Source organism: Thermovirga lienii (assembly GCF_036847465.1).
Taxonomy (GTDB): Bacteria; Synergistota; Synergistia; order Synergistales; family Thermovirgaceae; genus Thermovirga; species Thermovirga lienii.
In genome coordinates, this window is record NZ_DAITZW010000001.1 from 64,560 (window position 1) to 80,489 (window position 15,930).

14 protein-coding genes and 1 tRNA gene are annotated in these 15,930 nt (G+C 44.1%); 14 read left to right on the plus strand and 1 reads right to left on the minus strand.

The annotated features are described in order from the left end of the window. Window position 1: 1 nt before the first annotated feature. From rnpM to V7Z69_RS00405, 14 genes are all read left to right on the plus strand, one after another. Window positions 2–664: an RNase P modulator RnpM gene (rnpM, locus tag V7Z69_RS00340; RefSeq protein WP_334138070.1), complete on the plus strand. Its 663-nt coding sequence runs from the start codon at window positions 2–4 to the stop codon at window positions 662–664. Then, window positions 657–2,627, plus strand: a complete 1,971-nt coding sequence (gene infB, locus V7Z69_RS00345; protein WP_334138071.1) for a translation initiation factor IF-2 — start codon at window positions 657–659, stop codon at window positions 2,625–2,627. The genes rnpM and infB overlap by 8 nt, the downstream gene beginning before the upstream one ends. 13 nt (window positions 2,628–2,640) lie before the next feature. Then, window positions 2,641–2,967: a DUF503 domain-containing protein gene (locus V7Z69_RS00350; protein WP_334138151.1), complete on the plus strand. Its 327-nt coding sequence runs from the start codon at window positions 2,641–2,643 to the stop codon at window positions 2,965–2,967. Next, complete coding sequence (gene rbfA / locus V7Z69_RS00355) at window positions 2,954–3,331, plus strand: 30S ribosome-binding factor RbfA (RefSeq protein WP_334138072.1); 378 nt, start codon at window positions 2,954–2,956, stop codon at window positions 3,329–3,331. The genes V7Z69_RS00350 and rbfA overlap by 14 nt, the downstream gene beginning before the upstream one ends. Beyond that, window positions 3,328–4,320 (plus strand): DHH family phosphoesterase, encoded by a 993-nt coding sequence (locus tag V7Z69_RS00360; protein WP_334138073.1) that lies wholly within the window; start codon window positions 3,328–3,330, stop codon window positions 4,318–4,320. Before rbfA ends, V7Z69_RS00360 begins: the two co-directional genes overlap by 4 nt. Beyond that, window positions 4,292–5,230, plus strand: coding sequence for a tRNA pseudouridine(55) synthase TruB (truB, locus tag V7Z69_RS00365; RefSeq protein ID WP_334138074.1), 939 nt, complete (start codon window positions 4,292–4,294; stop codon window positions 5,228–5,230). The genes V7Z69_RS00360 and truB overlap by 29 nt, the downstream gene beginning before the upstream one ends. Next, window positions 5,227–6,147, plus strand: a complete 921-nt coding sequence (gene ribF / locus V7Z69_RS00370) for a riboflavin biosynthesis protein RibF (RefSeq protein ID WP_334138075.1) — start codon at window positions 5,227–5,229, stop codon at window positions 6,145–6,147. The genes truB and ribF overlap by 4 nt, the downstream gene beginning before the upstream one ends. A gap of 76 nt (window positions 6,148–6,223) precedes the next feature. Continuing rightward, window positions 6,224–6,299, plus strand: a tRNA-Arg gene (locus V7Z69_RS00375). 169 nt (window positions 6,300–6,468) lie between these two features. Further along, window positions 6,469–7,125: a protein-L-isoaspartate(D-aspartate) O-methyltransferase gene (locus V7Z69_RS00380; protein ID WP_334138076.1), complete on the plus strand. Its 657-nt coding sequence runs from the start codon at window positions 6,469–6,471 to the stop codon at window positions 7,123–7,125. A 31-nt stretch (window positions 7,126–7,156) separates the two neighbouring features. Then, window positions 7,157–7,720: a DUF1850 domain-containing protein gene (locus tag V7Z69_RS00385; RefSeq protein WP_334138077.1), complete on the plus strand. Its 564-nt coding sequence runs from the start codon at window positions 7,157–7,159 to the stop codon at window positions 7,718–7,720. A gap of 128 nt (window positions 7,721–7,848) precedes the next feature. Further along, window positions 7,849–9,828, plus strand: a complete 1,980-nt coding sequence (locus V7Z69_RS00390) for a TRAP transporter permease (protein ID WP_334138078.1) — start codon at window positions 7,849–7,851, stop codon at window positions 9,826–9,828. A 91-nt stretch (window positions 9,829–9,919) separates the two neighbouring features. Then, window positions 9,920–12,712: an isoleucine--tRNA ligase gene (gene ileS / locus V7Z69_RS00395; RefSeq protein WP_334138079.1), complete on the plus strand. Its 2,793-nt coding sequence runs from the start codon at window positions 9,920–9,922 to the stop codon at window positions 12,710–12,712. A 71-nt stretch (window positions 12,713–12,783) separates the two neighbouring features. Continuing rightward, entirely contained in the window at window positions 12,784–13,149 is a 366-nt protein-coding gene (locus V7Z69_RS00400) for a TraR/DksA family transcriptional regulator (RefSeq protein ID WP_014163086.1), read from the plus strand. A gap of 20 nt (window positions 13,150–13,169) precedes the next feature. Then, window positions 13,170–14,159 carry an RluA family pseudouridine synthase gene (locus V7Z69_RS00405; RefSeq protein WP_014163087.1) on the plus strand — a complete coding sequence of 330 codons (990 nt, stop codon included), beginning with the start codon at window positions 13,170–13,172 and terminating at the stop codon, window positions 14,157–14,159. Here V7Z69_RS00405 and V7Z69_RS00410 read toward each other — a convergent pair. Continuing rightward, the gene (locus V7Z69_RS00410; RefSeq protein WP_334138080.1) at window positions 14,107–15,780 is read right to left on the minus strand and encodes an NFACT family protein; all 1,674 of its coding nucleotides are present in this window, start codon (window positions 15,778–15,780) and stop codon (window positions 14,107–14,109) included. The two genes, V7Z69_RS00405 and V7Z69_RS00410, sit on opposite strands and share 53 nt — an antisense overlap. Window positions 15,781–15,930: the final 150 nt, after the last annotated feature.

Genomic DNA, 15,930 nt, shown 5'->3' on the forward strand with positions numbered 1-15,930 from the left:
GATGGCGGGAATTACTGGCAATAAAGCAGGTGCCTTACAAAAAAGGAAAAGACCCAGGACATGTGTGGGGTGCGGAGCCGAGGAGGGCAAAAAAAAATTGCTGCGAGTAGTTCGCTCTCCGGAGGGTGTGGTAAGCGTTGACCCCACAGGGAGGGAGCCTGGAAGAGGTGCTTACTTGTGTATCAGTTTAGAATGTCTTAAATTGGCGAAGAAGAAAAATGCCTTTTCCAGAGCTTTGAGGGTGTCTGTGCCTTTAACCTTTTACGACGAAGTTGAGGCATATATAAATGCAAAGCTGAGTGGAGATGAAAATGGAGGGAAAGGGCAAAGGCCTATAGACCCAAAACTATTAGATATGATCGGTCTTTCCGCAAGGGCAGGAATGCTTTCTGTTGGTCAGGATCAGGTGTTACAGGAACTTAAGAAGGGCAAGCATTTACTTGTTTTGCTAACAAGAGACTGTTCTAAGAATGTTGAGAGAGCTATAGCTGGGTATAAGGAAAGAGGTCTCTGTAAGATTATAAAATTGGACTTTCTTGACAGAGACGTTGTCCACACGAAGCTTAATCTTGGGAAAACCCAGATTTTAGGGCTTCCTCTTGACAGCGGAATGGCTAAAAAAATTGAAACGCTCGTGACAGAGGGGGTTGAAAACCATGAGTAAAATTCGAGTATACGAATTGGCAAAGATGTTAGGCTTATCCAATAAGGATTTGATGCAGATATTGGAAGATTTGGGAGTGGATGTCAAAACCCATATGAGCTCCATAGATGCAGAGACAGCTCAAATAATAGAGGAGTCTCTTGGAGAGTCCAAGGCAAAAGACAAATCTTCCGACGTCAAGGGAAAAGATAAGAAGACTGTAAATGTTCCCCCTGGGTCAAGCGTTTCTGATGTAGCTAAACTTTTAGGGATAAAACCAGCGGATGCAGTAAAAGCATTGTTGGAAGCGGGGAAAATGATTCCTGCTGGAGCAGCTGTGAATAAGGAGATATTGGACATCTTATCAGAGGTGTTTGATACGGAATTTGTAGTAGCAGATTCCGCGCAGAAGGAACAGGAAAAAGGTAAGGTGGAGCCTCAACGGAAAAAGCAACCTGAAGGTAAGAATTTGCAGCCTAGGGCTCCTATTGTAACGGTCATGGGGCACGTGGACCACGGTAAGACTTCTCTTCTGGATTACGTTAGAAAGACTAAAGTGACGGAGCGCGAAGCTGGAGGAATAACGCAGCACATAGGAGCGTCCACTCTTGAATATAACGGCAGAAAAATAGTGTTTCTAGATACTCCAGGACATGAAGCGTTCACTTCTATGCGTGCTCGTGGAGCACAGGTTACAGATATCGTTATTTTGGTGGTTGCAGCTGATGATGGAGTAATGCCTCAGACTGTAGAAGCGTTGAACCATGCTAAGGCTTCAGGAGTTCCCATAGTTGTTGCTGTAAACAAAATAGATAAACCTGAGGCGCGACCAGACAGGGTTAGACAGCAACTTTCCGAGCACGGCTTGATCCCCGAGGAATGGGGTGGAGACACTATATTCGTTGATATCTCCGCAAAGACCGGAGTCGGAATAGACCAACTCCTCGAGATGGTGCTACTCGTGGCAGATATGAATGAATTGAAGGCGGACCCAACAGTTGATCCTAGAGGAGTCATTATAGAAGCCAAGCTAGATAGAGGCAAAGGACCTGTAGCTACCGTGATAGTTCAAGAGGGGACCTTAAAGGTAGGTAACATACTGGTTTCAGAGAGTTCTTGGGGCAAGGTTAGGGCCATGATAGATGATAGGGGGCACAACTTGAAAGAGGCTGGCCCCAGTACACCGGTTGAGATTTTGGGGTTCAATGATGTTCCTTCTCCCGGGGAGACCTTTAAAGTCGTAGGCTCGGAGAAAGAAGCCAGAGCATTAATAGATCAAATAAAACAAGAAGAGAAAGCAGCTGCATCAAAGACCGAAAGGCATATGACGCTAGAGGAATTATATGGAAAGATGGCTGAAGGAGAGACTCCAACCCTCCGTCTTGTACTGAAGTGCGACGTGCAAGGATCTTTGGAGGCTTTAAAGGGTTCCCTGAGAAAGCTTGAAACTGAGGAAGTGGAGATCCAATTTATCCACGAAGGCGTAGGTAGGATTTCAGAGTCCGATGTAATGTTGGCTTCCGCGTCAGATGCAATAATAATTGGATTTAACGTCAGACCTGATTCGAAAGCCAAAAAATTGGCGGAGGCAGAAGGTATTCAGATTAGGTTGTATGACGTAATATACGATCTTATCGATGATGTAAAATCGGCTTTGGAAGGAATGCTTGCTCCTACGTTGAAAGAGAAGACCTTAGGACAGGCAGAAATAAGAGCCGTCTTCAAGGTACCAAAAGTTGGCAAGGTTGCCGGATGCTACGTGCTGGAAGGTGTTATAAGAAGGAACGCTAAGGTTCGCCTGATAAGAGATGGTATAGTTATTTGGAATGGGTCTTTGGACACTCTAAAAAGGTTTAAGGATGACGTAAGGGAAGTTGCTGCTGGTTATGAGTGCGGTATGAGCTTCACCAACTTCCAAGACTTCAACGAAGGGGACATCGTAGAGGCTTACGAAATAGTTGAAGAGAAGAGGACGCTGGAGTAGTAAGATTTTGAGAATGTGGAGAAACTATGAATCTCCTGTAGTTGGTATTTTAATGCTCGAAATAAAGGTGCAGGGGGCGAAAAGCTTGAAGGATCGGAGGCAGGTTTTTCGCTCTCTTCAGACCTTGTTGCGGAAAAGGTGGAACGTTTCTGTAAGCGATCTAGGCCCTCCAGGGTCATGGAGTGATTTGGCTATGGCTGTTGGTGTCGTGGGCAGCAGCTTTGAAAGTGTAGAGGGTACCTTATCAGAAGTAATGAGATTTTTGAACATGAAGGAAGAACTCGCAGAATTTACCATTGTTCGTATGAAACGAGAGGTTGAGAAATATGACATCTTTTAGGATGCAACGCATTAACAAAGAACTTTTGAGGGAGATATCGGTTCTTCTTCAAAGCGAGATAAAGGACGAGCGCGCTAAGAGGGCTATTCTGATAGAGGTTGACTGCTCAAAGGACCTTAGTCACGCAAAAGTGTATTACACCACGTTGCGGAAGGAAGACCGAGAAGAGGTCCAAAAGGGCCTTGATAAAGCCTCCAAGCTGATTCGGTCCATTTTGGGAAGGCAGATGCATTTACGACAAATACCAGAACTTAGGTTCGAATATGATTTGGTAGAGGAAAAGGCCAGGAAGTTGGAGGCTGTGTTGGATTCCATAAAGTCCAAGGAGGATAGCAAGAAAGAAGGTCCGGAGGAGAGTTTATGAGGGAACCTTTTGCTTCTATAAGGGAAGCCCTTTTGAACGCTAGGTGCTGGCTAGTCTTAGCTCACGAAAAGCCTGATGGCGACTCTTTAGGATGCGGAAGTGCTCTCGTCCGGAGGGCTGAAGTGCTGAACAAGGATGTCATCTGGTGTGGTCCCGATGAAATCCCTGAAATGTATGCTTTCCTGTATGGGATCGAGAGATATAAAGTCTTAGAAAGTGTAGAAGTTCCAAAGGACTCGGTGGTCGTAGCTATAGATATAGCGTCTTTAGGTAGGACCACCGAGTTGTTAGCTGGAGAAAACAGTGAAGATGTTTTGATTGTTAACATTGATCATCATGGCGATAATACCTGTTATGGGGCAATAAATTTGGTTAGGGAAGAGGCTTCCTCGGTTGCAGAAATTATTTGGCTTATGTATAACGAATTTGGGTGGGAGGTCTTTTCAGAGGAGGCGCTGGGACTCTATGTGGCCCTAGCGACTGATTCTGGCCACTTTCGTTTTTCTAACACTTCCTCGCAAACTCATGCCGTTGCAGCTGAACTCCTCAGGATAGGGGAATTAGATCCCCAAAAAATTTTTACGCAGATATACGAAAACCGTCCGATAAGAAAAATGCGTTTATGGGGCAAGGCATTCATTAAAGCGGAGCTTCACCTGTCAGGCAGGTTGTGTGTCTGCTGCTTGACTAATGGAGACTTTGAGGAATGTGGTGCAAAAAAGGAAGATACCGAGCATTTGGTCAATGAGTTTCTGTCCATAAAAGATGTAATGACAGCCGTGTTACTAGTTGAGGATGAGAATGGTACAAAGGCGAGCATTAGAACTCGAGAGCCTGTAGATGCAAGAGAAATCGCGAGGATATGGTCCGGTGGAGGTCATGTAAGAGCCGCAGGCTGTCGAATAGAAGTTCCAGTAGAAGAGGCAAAAGAGTTGATATTGAAGGAAATCGGAGCGATATATGCAGAACGGGGTTATCTTATTAAATAAACGTTTTGGGGAAAGAAGCACAAGATGTGTTAGCAAAATCAAATCACTAGTTGGAAGGGGCCTTAAGATCGGTCATGCCGGAACACTGGATTCTACGGCAGAAGGTCTGCTGGTGATTTTGTTAGGCTCCATGACTAGGACGTCAAGTTTCATCATGGAGCTTCCCAAAATCTACGAAGTGAAAGCGCACTTAGGGTATGAAACGGATACTTTAGATTCAAGTGGAGTGATCGTTAAAGAATCCTGCGCAGAACATGTAACAAGAAAAGATGTAGAAGTTTGTCTTGCCTCTATGTTGGGCTGGATTAATCAGGTCCCCCCAAAAATATCTGCTGTGCGGATAGAGGGTAAACGTTCCCATGAGTTAGCCAGAAAAGGGGTAGATATTTCTCCTGCTCCCAAACCAGTCCGAGTTTATAAGATTGAAGTATGTGACTTCGATTTAACAGAGAAATCTATTTCCTTGAGGATACGCTGTGGGAAGGGCACGTATATTCGTAGCATTATTAGGGATCTGGGGAGGGCGTTGGGGTGTTATGCTACTGTGACCTCACTGAGGAGGACTTACGTGGGACTAATGGATTTGCAAGATAGCGTTTCGTTGGAGCAGTTGCAAATGGGTTCTGTCGATAAATATCTACTAAAGCCTTATGAAATACTAAAAAACTATACTATCTACTATATTCCTGAGGACCTTCAAAGATGGATCAAAGCCGGTAACAGAGTTGAACCGTCCAAGCTTGTGCGGCGGAGTTGGTCTCCCTTTGGAATAGATAGGCATGTTGTGTTGGTTGGAAGGGACTTTTTCTCTTTTGCCGAACGGATGTATATATCAGGAAAGCCTTTATTCAAGCCTGTCAGAACCATTATGTGCAGCGAAGAAGAGCTTAGGAAGGAAGATATTAAATGATAGTAGTGTTGGGAGCTTTTGATGGTTTTCATAAAGGGCATCAGGCGCTATTTGACGCTGCGAGTAAGATGGCTTTGCGTTTGGAGGATTCTTGGGGAGTAGTAACTTTTTCTCCTCATCCCCAGGCTGTTCTTTCAAGTGATGGCTTTACTTTTCTTTTTACAGAGAGAGAAAGAGAGATTTTAGCTCGTTTTTTTGGCATACCTGAGCTTGTTCGAATACAATTTACAAGAAAATTAGCAGAGATGGAGCCCGAAGATTTTGTTTGTTTTTTAGAAGAAAGGTTTTTTATACGTGGACTGGTGGTTGGTGAAGATTTTAGGTTTGGCCGTTTAAGGAAAGGGAATGCATCCATGCTTAAAGAGCTAGCACATGTCAGAGGGTGGCAGACGTCAATAGTCCCCCAGGTGTCTTTCGATGGAGATAAGATAAGCAGCTCCAAAATAAGAGTGCTTGTTTCTTTAGGCGATGTTCGGACAGCAGGAAACATGCTGGGGTACCCCTTTTTTTTGAATGGGTCCGTTTCTCATGGAGAAGGAAGGGGAAGGGCTCTAGGCTTCCCGACCGCGAATATAGTTCCCTGCACGGGGAAAATTTTACCTGATCGAGGGGTCTACGCAGGGGCGGCAGCTGTGGAGAGAGAAATATTTCCTGCAGCCATAAATATAGGTTTCAACCCAACGTTTGAAGGCATCAGATCTTTGAGGGTGGAAGCTCACATAGTAGGCTTCAAAGGCGATATATATAACAAAAAAATAACCATATTTTTCTTGGAAAAAATAAGGCAGGAATCTAAGTTTCTGAAGGTAGAGGAACTGGTGGAGCAGATTAAAAAAGATGTAAAAGCAACCACTGATTATTGGAAAAGAGAGAAAAAGTTCAAGAGAGTGATCAGTGTGCTTGGTATGCATGTTTGAATTTTTTCTAATTACGAAAATTTGTCTTCCCCATTGAATTAAGCCTTACGGCATGGTAATATTACTCTTGTTTTGCGGGCCTGTAGCTCAGGGGATAGAGCAACGGCCTCCTAAGCCGTAGGTCGCCCGTTCGAATCGGGCCAGGCCCGCCATATACCCTCCGTATAGATGCGATTCCCAAGAGGTTTTTTGTTTATAAGATGGTTAGCGGCATCAAATTCCCCTTGCTGTCTAGTATAATTTTATGCATAGGCTACTTATATTTTGAGTGACGCAGTGTGTGTAACCTTTCAGTTATGCTTCATGGAGAGGCGGATGTGCATGATTTTTGAAGAGCGCAAATGGGCCGAGCTTGCGGAAAACATGGTTAGGACCCAAATAGCGGCGAGGGGAATTTCCAACGGAAGGATTTTGGATGCTTTAGCGAAGGTTCCTAGGCATGTATTTGTTCCGGAAGAACTTCGTTTCATGGCCTATGACGATTGTCCTTTACCCATAGGGTATGGACAAACCATCTCTCAACCTTATATGGTGGCTCGAATGACAGAACTTTTGGACCCTAAGGCCGGAGAAAAAGTGCTGGAAATAGGTACTGGTTCTGGTTATCAAGCCGCGGTATTGGCCTATTTAGGGGCGGAGGTTTTTTCAATCGAGAGAATTGAACCACTAGCAAAAAGAGCACAAGACAACCTTCGGAAATTAGGGCTCAGTGCCTCTGTTATTGTTGGTGACGGCATTAAAGGTTTACCCGAGGAAGCACCTTTTGATGCAGTGATTGTGACTGCAGCATCTACGGAAGTGGCTCAAGCTTGGAAAGAACAGCTGAAAGACGATGGTAGAATATTGTTGCCTTTACGATTACACTCTGGAGTGGAGCGGTTGTTGTTGCTTATACGTAGCGAAGGAAAAGAAGAAGAACAGTGGTACGATTATTGCCGCTTTGTCCCATTACTTCCTGGAGTAGAAAAAACAATGTAATTTGAGACGACGAAAGGAGCTTTTTTGTTGAATGGCTATTACTATCAAGAGTCTGAAAATAATGTTTTGGGTAGCCTTGATTTCAACGGTCTTGGTGTTTTTCATTTTTGTGCCAATACCAAGCGTGAAAATACTAGTAGGTGACAGAGTTTGGTTTAAGGTTCCTGTGGCCTTGGGGGGAAAGTTTGAGACTTTGTATGAACATTCTGTTCAAAAGACTCCAGTGATAGATGAGTATGTAATAAGCTGTGGCCGAATATGGCAGTGGCAGGAGAGAGTAAAATCCCATAATGCTGGTCTTCCATTCGAGGTGCCAAGGAATGGTAAATTTCTTGCAACAAACGGCTGGTTTTATTTTAGGGGAGGACGATGGAATTGGAACCGGTTCTTCTTGAGGGTTGGAAATGACATCTTGGGGAAAAATATCATCGTTTTTGGGGACGGTTTTATAGATGGGACTCCAGAAAGAACAACTTATAAATTGTTTACTATACTTAGAGGCAGAAAGCTTGTTGTACAATGGATGTCTACGACGATTGTCTCATGTTTGTTCTCAAATGAAAGTCTCAGAATAGTGCCTAATATGGTAGAATAAGGCGAATATTTGCATAAAAGAGAAGATGGAGGGTCCGTATCTGGAGGTGGGGGCTGTGTAGTAACTGAGAGTGAGAGGCAATAGGTTGTTTGGTGCTTTTATATTTACCGTTGATAGGAGGTATTTTGATGAACGAGGAGATCAAGCCAAAGAATGGCGCTAAAATAGCGATCGAAGAGATCGAAAAAGAAGCCGAAAAAATTGACCTTGATGAACTTCGCAGAAAGTATGATAGCGAGGCCAATACCCGCGATCTTAGGGGATGGTACGCGCTAATGGTGACAGCCATTGCAGTTGCTCTGTCAGCCTTTCATATTTATACATCAGGCTTTGGCCTTCTGCTTGCGATAAAACAGAGAGCAATCCATTTGGCGTTTGTCCTGTTTCTTGTTTACATGCTGTATCCCCCAAAGAAAAAGGGGGTTATAGAAACTAAAGTTCCTTGGTATGATTTTCTCTTAGGTGGTTTAGCTGCGTTCGCTGCCCTTTATCACGTTATATTTTTCAACGATATAATCATGAGGGCGGGACTTCCTACGACCATGGATCTTACTGTAGGATTTATAGGTATTTTGCTGCTCCTTGAAGCCACCAGGCGAGTATCGAACCCCATTTTGCCGGGCATAGCAATTTTCTTCCTTTTCTATTGTTATGCAGGCAGATATTTCCCCGCCATGTTTGCTCATAGAGGGTTCAATGTGATGAGGATAATCAACCATATGTACATGGGGACAGAGGGAGTGTTTGGTATACCCCTCGGCGTCTCTGCTACATTCGTTTTTATGTTTATCCTTTTTGGGGCCTTTTTGGAGCAGACAGGTATGGGGCGGTTTATAATTGATCTTTCAATGGCTCTGGCTGGGTGGTCCACAGGAGGACCTGCGAAGGTTGCAGTGGTCAGTTCTGGATTGATGGGATCCATATCAGGGTCCTCTGTCGCAAACGTCTGTACTACTGGAATGTTTACCATTCCGCTTATGAAGAGTGTTGGTTACAGGCCCCATTTTGCTGGAGCAGTCGAAGCCGTTGCTTCCACGGGGGGGCAGATAATGCCTCCTGTTATGGGTGCAGCAGCCTTCATAATGGCTGAATTTTTGGGGGTTCCTTATTTGAAAGTGGCCCTCGCTGCTGTAGTTCCTGCGCTGCTCTATTATTTTGCAGTCATAGTGCAAGTTCATTTGGAGGCCTCTAGACTTGGACTAAAGGGGCTTCCTAGGGAGCAGTTGCCCAAAATCTTGCCTCTTTTAAAGGCAAAAGGCCATCTTTTAATCCCCTTGATAGGGATAATCTATTTCCTTTTGGCGGGCTATACTCCACTCAAGGCGGCCTTTAATGGTATCGTGATCACGGTGGTTGTTTCTTTCTTGAACAAAGAAACCATGATGACCCTTCCCAAGCTCAAAGAAGCAATGGAGTCCGGTGCTAAGGGAGCTTTGGGGGTAGCGTGCGCTTGTGGAACCGTTGGTATAATCGTTGGGACCGCCACGTTGACGGGGCTGGGGCTTAGGATAGCTAGCGCCATAATAGCTCTTTCTGGAGGAATATTGATAGTTTCTCTTATGCTTACTATGGTGGCCTGTATCCTACTTGGAGCCGGCCTCCCAACTACAGCTAACTTCATAGTGACTAGCACCATGGCAGCTCCTGCTCTGTTGCAATTGGGTGTTGCTCCCATGGCCGCCTACATGTTCGTTCTTTATTTCGGTATAGCTGCTGACTTAAGCCCTCCGGTTGCATTGGCTGCCTATGCTGGGTCTGGTATAGCTGGTTCTGATCCCATGAAAACAGGAGCAACAGCGGTCAAGTTGGCTATAGCAGGTTTCCTAGTGCCCTATATTTATGTCTTTAACCCCATGCTGGTCTTGGTTGGCTTTGAGCCTATACCTTTCCTGTTGTCGATAGCGACGGCACTGCTTGGTGTGTTCTTGCTTGGTATGGGATCTATAGGTTATTATAAAGCGGAGATGGCCTTGTGGCAGCGAGTTGTGGCTATAGGCGGAGCGATAGCATTGCTAATTCCGGGAATCACGACAGACATAGTGGGGTTAGCAATATTGGTAGTTATGTTCTTGATTCAGAGGCAAAAAGCCAAAGCAGCGGCTGCATAATGCAACGTTTCTTTCTTGTATATGCGAATTAACGCTGAGAGCTGCCTAACGAGTAGGCAGCTCTCAGTACACAATAGGAGGAGATATAAGGATGCCTGAAGATTACAAGAATACCTTAAATTTACCGCAAACATCCTTTCCAATGAGGGCCAATTTAGCCAAAAAGGAGCCGGAATTATTGAGATTTTGGAATTCCATCAACCTTTACGAAAAATTAAAGGAATCCCATAGCGAATCAGAGCGGTTTGTGCTTCATGACGGTCCTCCGTACGCCAATGGAAATATCCATATAGGTACAGCTTTCAATAAGATACTCAAGGATTTCATACCCAAATACAAGTGGATGAAAGGATATTTTGCTCCATATGTGCCTGGGTGGGATACCCACGGGTTGCCCATAGAGCTAAGGGTGTTGAAGGAGAAAAAGATAGATAAAGATAAGGTGGAACCTGCCAAACTTAGAGAATATTGTATGGAATACGCCCAAAAGTACATAGATATTCAGCGATCAGAATTCCGCAGATTAGGAGTTTTAGGAGATTGGGATAATCCATATATAACTTATAAATCTCAGTACGAGGCTGCACAAATTGGAGTTTTTGCCGACATGGTAGAGCGCGGACTAGTGTATAAAGGTAAGAAGCCGGTCTTTTGGTGTATAGATTGTCAGACAGCCTTGGCAGCAGCAGAAATAGAATACGAAGATGAGAGTTCCCCATCCATATATGTGGCTTATCCATTTAAAGATTGCGAGAAACTTGCAGAAGAGCTCAAAGATAGACAGTGCTATACGGTTATTTGGACCACCACACCGTGGACCCTTCCTGCAAGCATGGCTGTTGCAGTTCATCCCGATTACTCTTATTCCTTTGTTGAATCGGAAGATGGTAGGGTTTTCCTGCTGGCAGAGGAACTGAAAAGTGCAGTTGAAAAGGACACAGGCATAAGATTTACTAAAACCCTTCTAACAGTGAAGGGAAGGGAACTTGAACTCAAGAGGCTGCAACACCCCTTCTATGATAGAGAAGTTCCTATGGTCTTGGCAGATTACGTAGGTTTGGATCAAGGTACAGGATGCGTACACACGGCGCCAGGGCATGGTATTGAGGACTTTGAAACTGGTGTGAAGTATGGCTTGGATGTCTTGAATCCGGTAGATGATAAAGGATTCTTTGTGGCAAATACACCTTTGGTTGGAGGGTTGTCCCTGGAAGAAGGTGCCAAGAAAGTTCTTTCGGTTCTTTCAGAGAGTGGCCGTTTATTGGGTAAGTCCCAAATTACTCACTCCTATCCCCACTGTTGGCGTTGTAAAAAACCGGTAATATTCAGAGCAACTGAGCAGTGGTTTGTTTCTGTGGACTCTTTTAGGGAGAAAGCGTTGAACGAGATCGACAAGGTGGAGTGGGTGCCCGATTGGGGAAGAGACAGGATAGCCAATATGGTGAGAGATAGATCTGATTGGTGTATAAGCCGTCAGCGAGTTTGGGGTGTTCCTATTCCTGTCTTTTATTGTGAAGAGTGTGGATGTACTATAGCGACCCCGGATAGGATAAGAAGAGTGCAAGCAAAAGTAGAGGAAAAAGGATCTAATTGCTGGTGGGAGCTGTCACCGGCGGAGTTGCTAGAAGAGCTCGCCGTATGTCCTGAGTGTGGTGGCAAGGAGCTAAGAAAAGAAACGGATATCATGGATGTATGGTTCGACTCTGGGTGCAGTCATGTAGCTGTATTAGAGACCAGGCCAGAATTGAAGTGGCCTGCGGATTTGTATCTTGAGGGCAGTGACCAACATAGAGGATGGTTCCAGACCTCTCTTTTGACGTCCGTTGCTACTAGGGATGAAGCTCCTTATAAATCAGTTTTAACCCACGGATTTATCGTGGATGGCGAAGGAAGAAAGATGTCTAAATCCTTGGGTAACGTTATAGCACCTCAGGAGATCATAAACAAATATGGCGCAGATATCCTTAGACTGTGGGTGGCATCTACTGATTATCGCAATGACGTAAGGATCTCGGAAAACATTTTGAAAAACCTTGTTGAATCTTATAGAAGAATAAGGAACACTGCACGATTCCTTTTGGGTAATCTATATGATTTTGAACCTGCCAAGGATAGTGTGAATCATGAAAGGCTTGAGGAGATGGACAAATGGATTGTCTCCAGGCTCCAAAGCCTTGTGAAGAGGGTGACCAAAGGGTTTGATGAGTATGCGTTTCATCTGCCTACTTACATGATTCATCATTTCTGTGTGAATGACCTAAGCGCATTCTATCTTGACGTAAGCAAGGATAGGCTTTACACAGAAAAGCCCAACTCCCACAAGCGTCGTAGTTGCCAGACAGCTCTATGGGAGATTTTGATGACCCTAACCAAGGTGCTCTCTCCTATATTGAGTTTCACAGCAGAGGAGATATGGCAGGAGATGAAAAAAATAGATGGCTCGTTAGAAGAGAGCGTATTCATGGCGAGCTGGCCACAAGTGCACCTTGACTTAGTGGATGAAGAGTTGGAATCCAAGTGGGCGAGAATACTGGAAGTTAGGGCAAAGATTACCAAGGGATTGGAAATGGCTAGAAGCCAGGGATTAATAGGGCATCCTTTGGAAGCTCAAGTAGTTATAGAAGGAGCCTCTGCTGATAACGAGGATATAAGACTTTTAACTCCCGAGGACTGGGCGGAGATACTTATTGTGTCTGGTTTTTCTTTGGAAGAAGAATTTTCCCGGAATGTAGATCATATCAGGTTTAAGGATGAAGATATTGGCATTCAGATGGTGGTTGCGAAAGCGGATGGGATGAAGTGCCCAAGGTGTTGGAAATTTTCCGAGTCCGTTGCAGAGAAAGGCTTGTGTGAAAGGTGTTATAATGTTTTGCAAGAGCGTTGATGTTGCTCTACTGTCATGGTTTGTTCTCCTTTAACCGTGTAGAGCATAATATATTTGGAGGATAACGCAGTATGGACAAGGCGGAGCTTAAACTTAGGCTTGAAAGGGAAAGGCAAAGATTGACTGAGCTCGTGTCATTGGCAGAACCCCGAGATGAAGATGCTTCTGGACCTGATCATCCAGATCACATGGCAGAGCATGCATCTGAGTTGGTCCAGAAGGAATATGAAGCAGGGGAATTGGCGTCTTTGCGCTATCTCCTCAAAGAGGTCGATCATGCATTAGCAAAGTTGAACAACCTCCCTGACAAGTTTGGATATTGCGAGAAGTGTGGCAAGAAAATAGAAGAAAAGCGGCTTAAAGCAAAGCCTTGGGCTCGTTATTGCCTCCAATGTAGAAAAGTTTATGAGAGCACTGTAGCCAAACGTAAAAAGTGATCTTCAGGTGTTAGAGCAAAATGGTTGATTCGAGGCATCACAACATTGATATAGAGGATTTTGGGGCCGGCGAGGGAGATGAGACCATCTCTATCCTCGTCGGCCAGAATTATGAAGGTTACAGGTTAGACGTGTTCCTCTCTGAAAAAATAGATCGCTCACGATCCTATGTACAGAAACTCATAAAAGAAAACCTGGTCTTCGTAAAAGGATTCTCCACTATCAAACCTTCAACCCGCCTGCAGTCGGGGATGGAAATTGTAGTGAAGATACCTGTAGCTGAAGCCATTACGTTGACGCCAGAATATGTACCCTTTGATGTTCTCTACGAAGATGAAGACATAATAATAATCAATAAGCCCGCAGGTGTAGCTGTCCATCCTTCCCCTGGGCATTGGAAGGGTACTCTCGTTCAGGGGCTTTTGCATCGCTATCCAGAGTTGTTCAGCGGGGAAAATTCGTTGAGGCCTGGGATAGTTCACAGGCTTGATCTAGGCACATCGGGACTTATGGTAATTGCGAAGCATATAAAGGCCCATGAAAGAATGTCCATGTTGTTCAAAACTAGATCCGTTAAAAAAGAGTATTTGGCTCTTGTATGGGGATGCCCTAGGAAAGTGTCTGGATTGATTGATATGCCTATAGGCAGGGATAGTAGAAACAGGCTCAGGATGGCTATAACTCCTAAAGGGAAAAGGGCCATTACGAGATATGAAGTATTGTGGACCCGTAACGGTTTTAGCTTGGTCAGATGTCGTATATACACTGGCCGCACTCACCAAATCAGGGTACACTTCAAGTCGTTGGGATGCCCCGTTGTAGGCGATAAGCTTTATGCTCCCAGGAGAGAAAGGGTCTTCGACTCAGAACGAATATTTTTACATGCATGGAGGTTAGCTTTCCCTCATCCCATGACGGGAGTTGACGTCTCCTTTCGTTCTCCTTTACCGGAGGATCTTATATTTGTTCTTCGAGATATTTTTTCCAATAGACTGGGGAAACCGAAATAGACTTATAATTAGAGTATGTTACCTGAGCTATACCTCCCTTTTGTGGTGCCACATGTTTTTTCTCTGTGTAGTCTACTACGACTAGGTTGTCAGACCTGCCTTTACTGTGGTATGCAGCTAAAGAGGCAGCGAAAATCAAGCGGGGATCATCAGGCGAAAAACTTTTTTCCTTTGTATCGGTTTTCCTGATTACTACATGAGCACCAGGTTTATCCTTGGCATGAAGCCAAATATCGCCGCTTTGTGCAAGTTTGAAGGTTACGTAGTGGTTCGATTTTTGGTTCAGCCCAGCGAAGACAATGGCACCCCTCAAGTCGTAACGGATTACAGGTGAGGTTTTGTTATGTTTACTTTTCGAGCTGCGGCCTGTATTTATCTGTTCTTTTGCCAGAGCAAGGATTTGAGTAGGTTCCTCCAAGGATTCTATACTTTCAATGGTCTCTTTTAGCTCTTCGTAACGAGTTTTGTACCTCATTAGCAGTTTTTGAGCTTCTTCGTTTTTGTCTTTATATTTTTTTGCCTTTTTAAAATAGGTTTGTGCATTTTCTACAGGGCTCTTTTGTGGGTCTAAATTAACCCTTATTTTCTGAGGTGGAGTTGTTGTCCAATCCTCCAAAACCGTTTCCGTTGTCTTTGGTGGTATGTTGTGCTGCCAAGCGATCAACAAATTACCAATTTTCATCCATTCCTCGGATTGTTTTGCCATGTCTATCAAGTTGTTTAACCCCTCTATGCGGGCTTTATACGATTTTAGTTCCGTTTTGAGAGGTTTAAGTATTTCGTTTTTTAGTTTGGTGGTTTCTTTCTGGAGGAATGGATAAAACACAAACTCTCTAGCCAACTTCAAAGCAGAACTGCCATGGGTTTCAATGGGCTCGGCTCCAGGTAGTAGAACGGGGAAAAAAGTTATGTAGTTTCCTAATTTTTGGAATGTAACATTCCCTATGTTGCCATGGATATATCTAAGGTTTGATAACCATTTGTGCCACAGCTCTTTGGGATATTCGTGCCATAATTCTTTTATCTTTTTTTCTAGATTTTTACCAATCCCAACTATTCTTTCAGGAGCTACCGAAGGGATATCATTTATCATTTGAGACAATGTCACTCCTGATAATGGAGGTGGCGGTGAATATCGCGTTCCCGGAAGGAGCAAGGAATTAGATTTGCTATCAAAACTTTTTAACTTTACTGCATCGATAACTCTTTGCTCAGAGTCTGCAAGAATCAGGTTGCTTTTATGGGCCATTATCTCAAAAATAACAGAGTACTTTTGGGCAAAACCTGCTCCTAGCCTTTTTTCGAAAGTTATCGTCAATATGCGGTCATGGTTAATTTGATTGCACCCTATAATGACTCCACCAAGTAGATGTTTTTTAAAAGATTGCTCCACGCGCGATGTTTTTGCGAAATATGAGGCGATCATTTTTCCTTGGCTTTTACTTATGGAGGCCACACCGTAGTACTGGGGATCCAAAGAGAAAAATAAAGCGTCGGTATAATTAGCAAACTGCATAACTATCCAGCTATGTCCAAAGTCTATTTTTGTCACCTTTTTGTTCTTGAATTCAGTTGATATCTCTGTGCTCCATGCTGAAACCATTTCAGGTCCAAATGTCATTGCTATCTCCTCTTTTTACCGTTATCAATGTCTCAAATCTCAAAAACAAGAGTATTTTAAATGAACGGCGCCGTTTTTGCATATATTGACTTTTTAAGGTATACCAAAGATTAGTTCCCCATCTTGACAGAACACGTTGAGCAGTGTAAT

Excerpts from the sequence above, each read along its gene's own strand:
- rnpM (WP_334138070.1), top strand. The coding sequence starts at position 2 with ATGGCGGGAATTACTGGCAATAAAGCAGGTGCCTTACAAAAAAGGAAA.
- infB (WP_334138071.1), top strand. The coding sequence starts at position 657 with ATGAGTAAAATTCGAGTATACGAATTGGCAAAGATGTTAGGCTTATCC.
- V7Z69_RS00350 (WP_334138151.1), top strand. The coding sequence starts at position 2,641 with ATGTGGAGAAACTATGAATCTCCTGTAGTTGGTATTTTAATGCTCGAA.
- rbfA (WP_334138072.1), top strand. The coding sequence starts at position 2,954 with ATGACATCTTTTAGGATGCAACGCATTAACAAAGAACTTTTGAGGGAG.
- V7Z69_RS00360 (WP_334138073.1), top strand. The coding sequence starts at position 3,328 with ATGAGGGAACCTTTTGCTTCTATAAGGGAAGCCCTTTTGAACGCTAGG.
- truB (WP_334138074.1), top strand. The coding sequence starts at position 4,292 with ATGCAGAACGGGGTTATCTTATTAAATAAACGTTTTGGGGAAAGAAGC.
- ribF (WP_334138075.1), top strand. The coding sequence starts at position 5,227 with ATGATAGTAGTGTTGGGAGCTTTTGATGGTTTTCATAAAGGGCATCAG.
- V7Z69_RS00380 (WP_334138076.1), top strand. The coding sequence starts at position 6,469 with ATGATTTTTGAAGAGCGCAAATGGGCCGAGCTTGCGGAAAACATGGTT.
- V7Z69_RS00385 (WP_334138077.1), top strand. The coding sequence starts at position 7,157 with ATGGCTATTACTATCAAGAGTCTGAAAATAATGTTTTGGGTAGCCTTG.
- V7Z69_RS00390 (WP_334138078.1), top strand. The coding sequence starts at position 7,849 with ATGAACGAGGAGATCAAGCCAAAGAATGGCGCTAAAATAGCGATCGAA.
- ileS (WP_334138079.1), top strand. The coding sequence starts at position 9,920 with ATGCCTGAAGATTACAAGAATACCTTAAATTTACCGCAAACATCCTTT.
- V7Z69_RS00400 (WP_014163086.1), top strand. The coding sequence starts at position 12,784 with ATGGACAAGGCGGAGCTTAAACTTAGGCTTGAAAGGGAAAGGCAAAGA.
- V7Z69_RS00405 (WP_014163087.1), top strand. The coding sequence starts at position 13,170 with ATGGTTGATTCGAGGCATCACAACATTGATATAGAGGATTTTGGGGCC.
- V7Z69_RS00410 (WP_334138080.1), bottom strand. The coding sequence starts at position 15,780 with ATGACATTTGGACCTGAAATGGTTTCAGCATGGAGCACAGAGATATCA.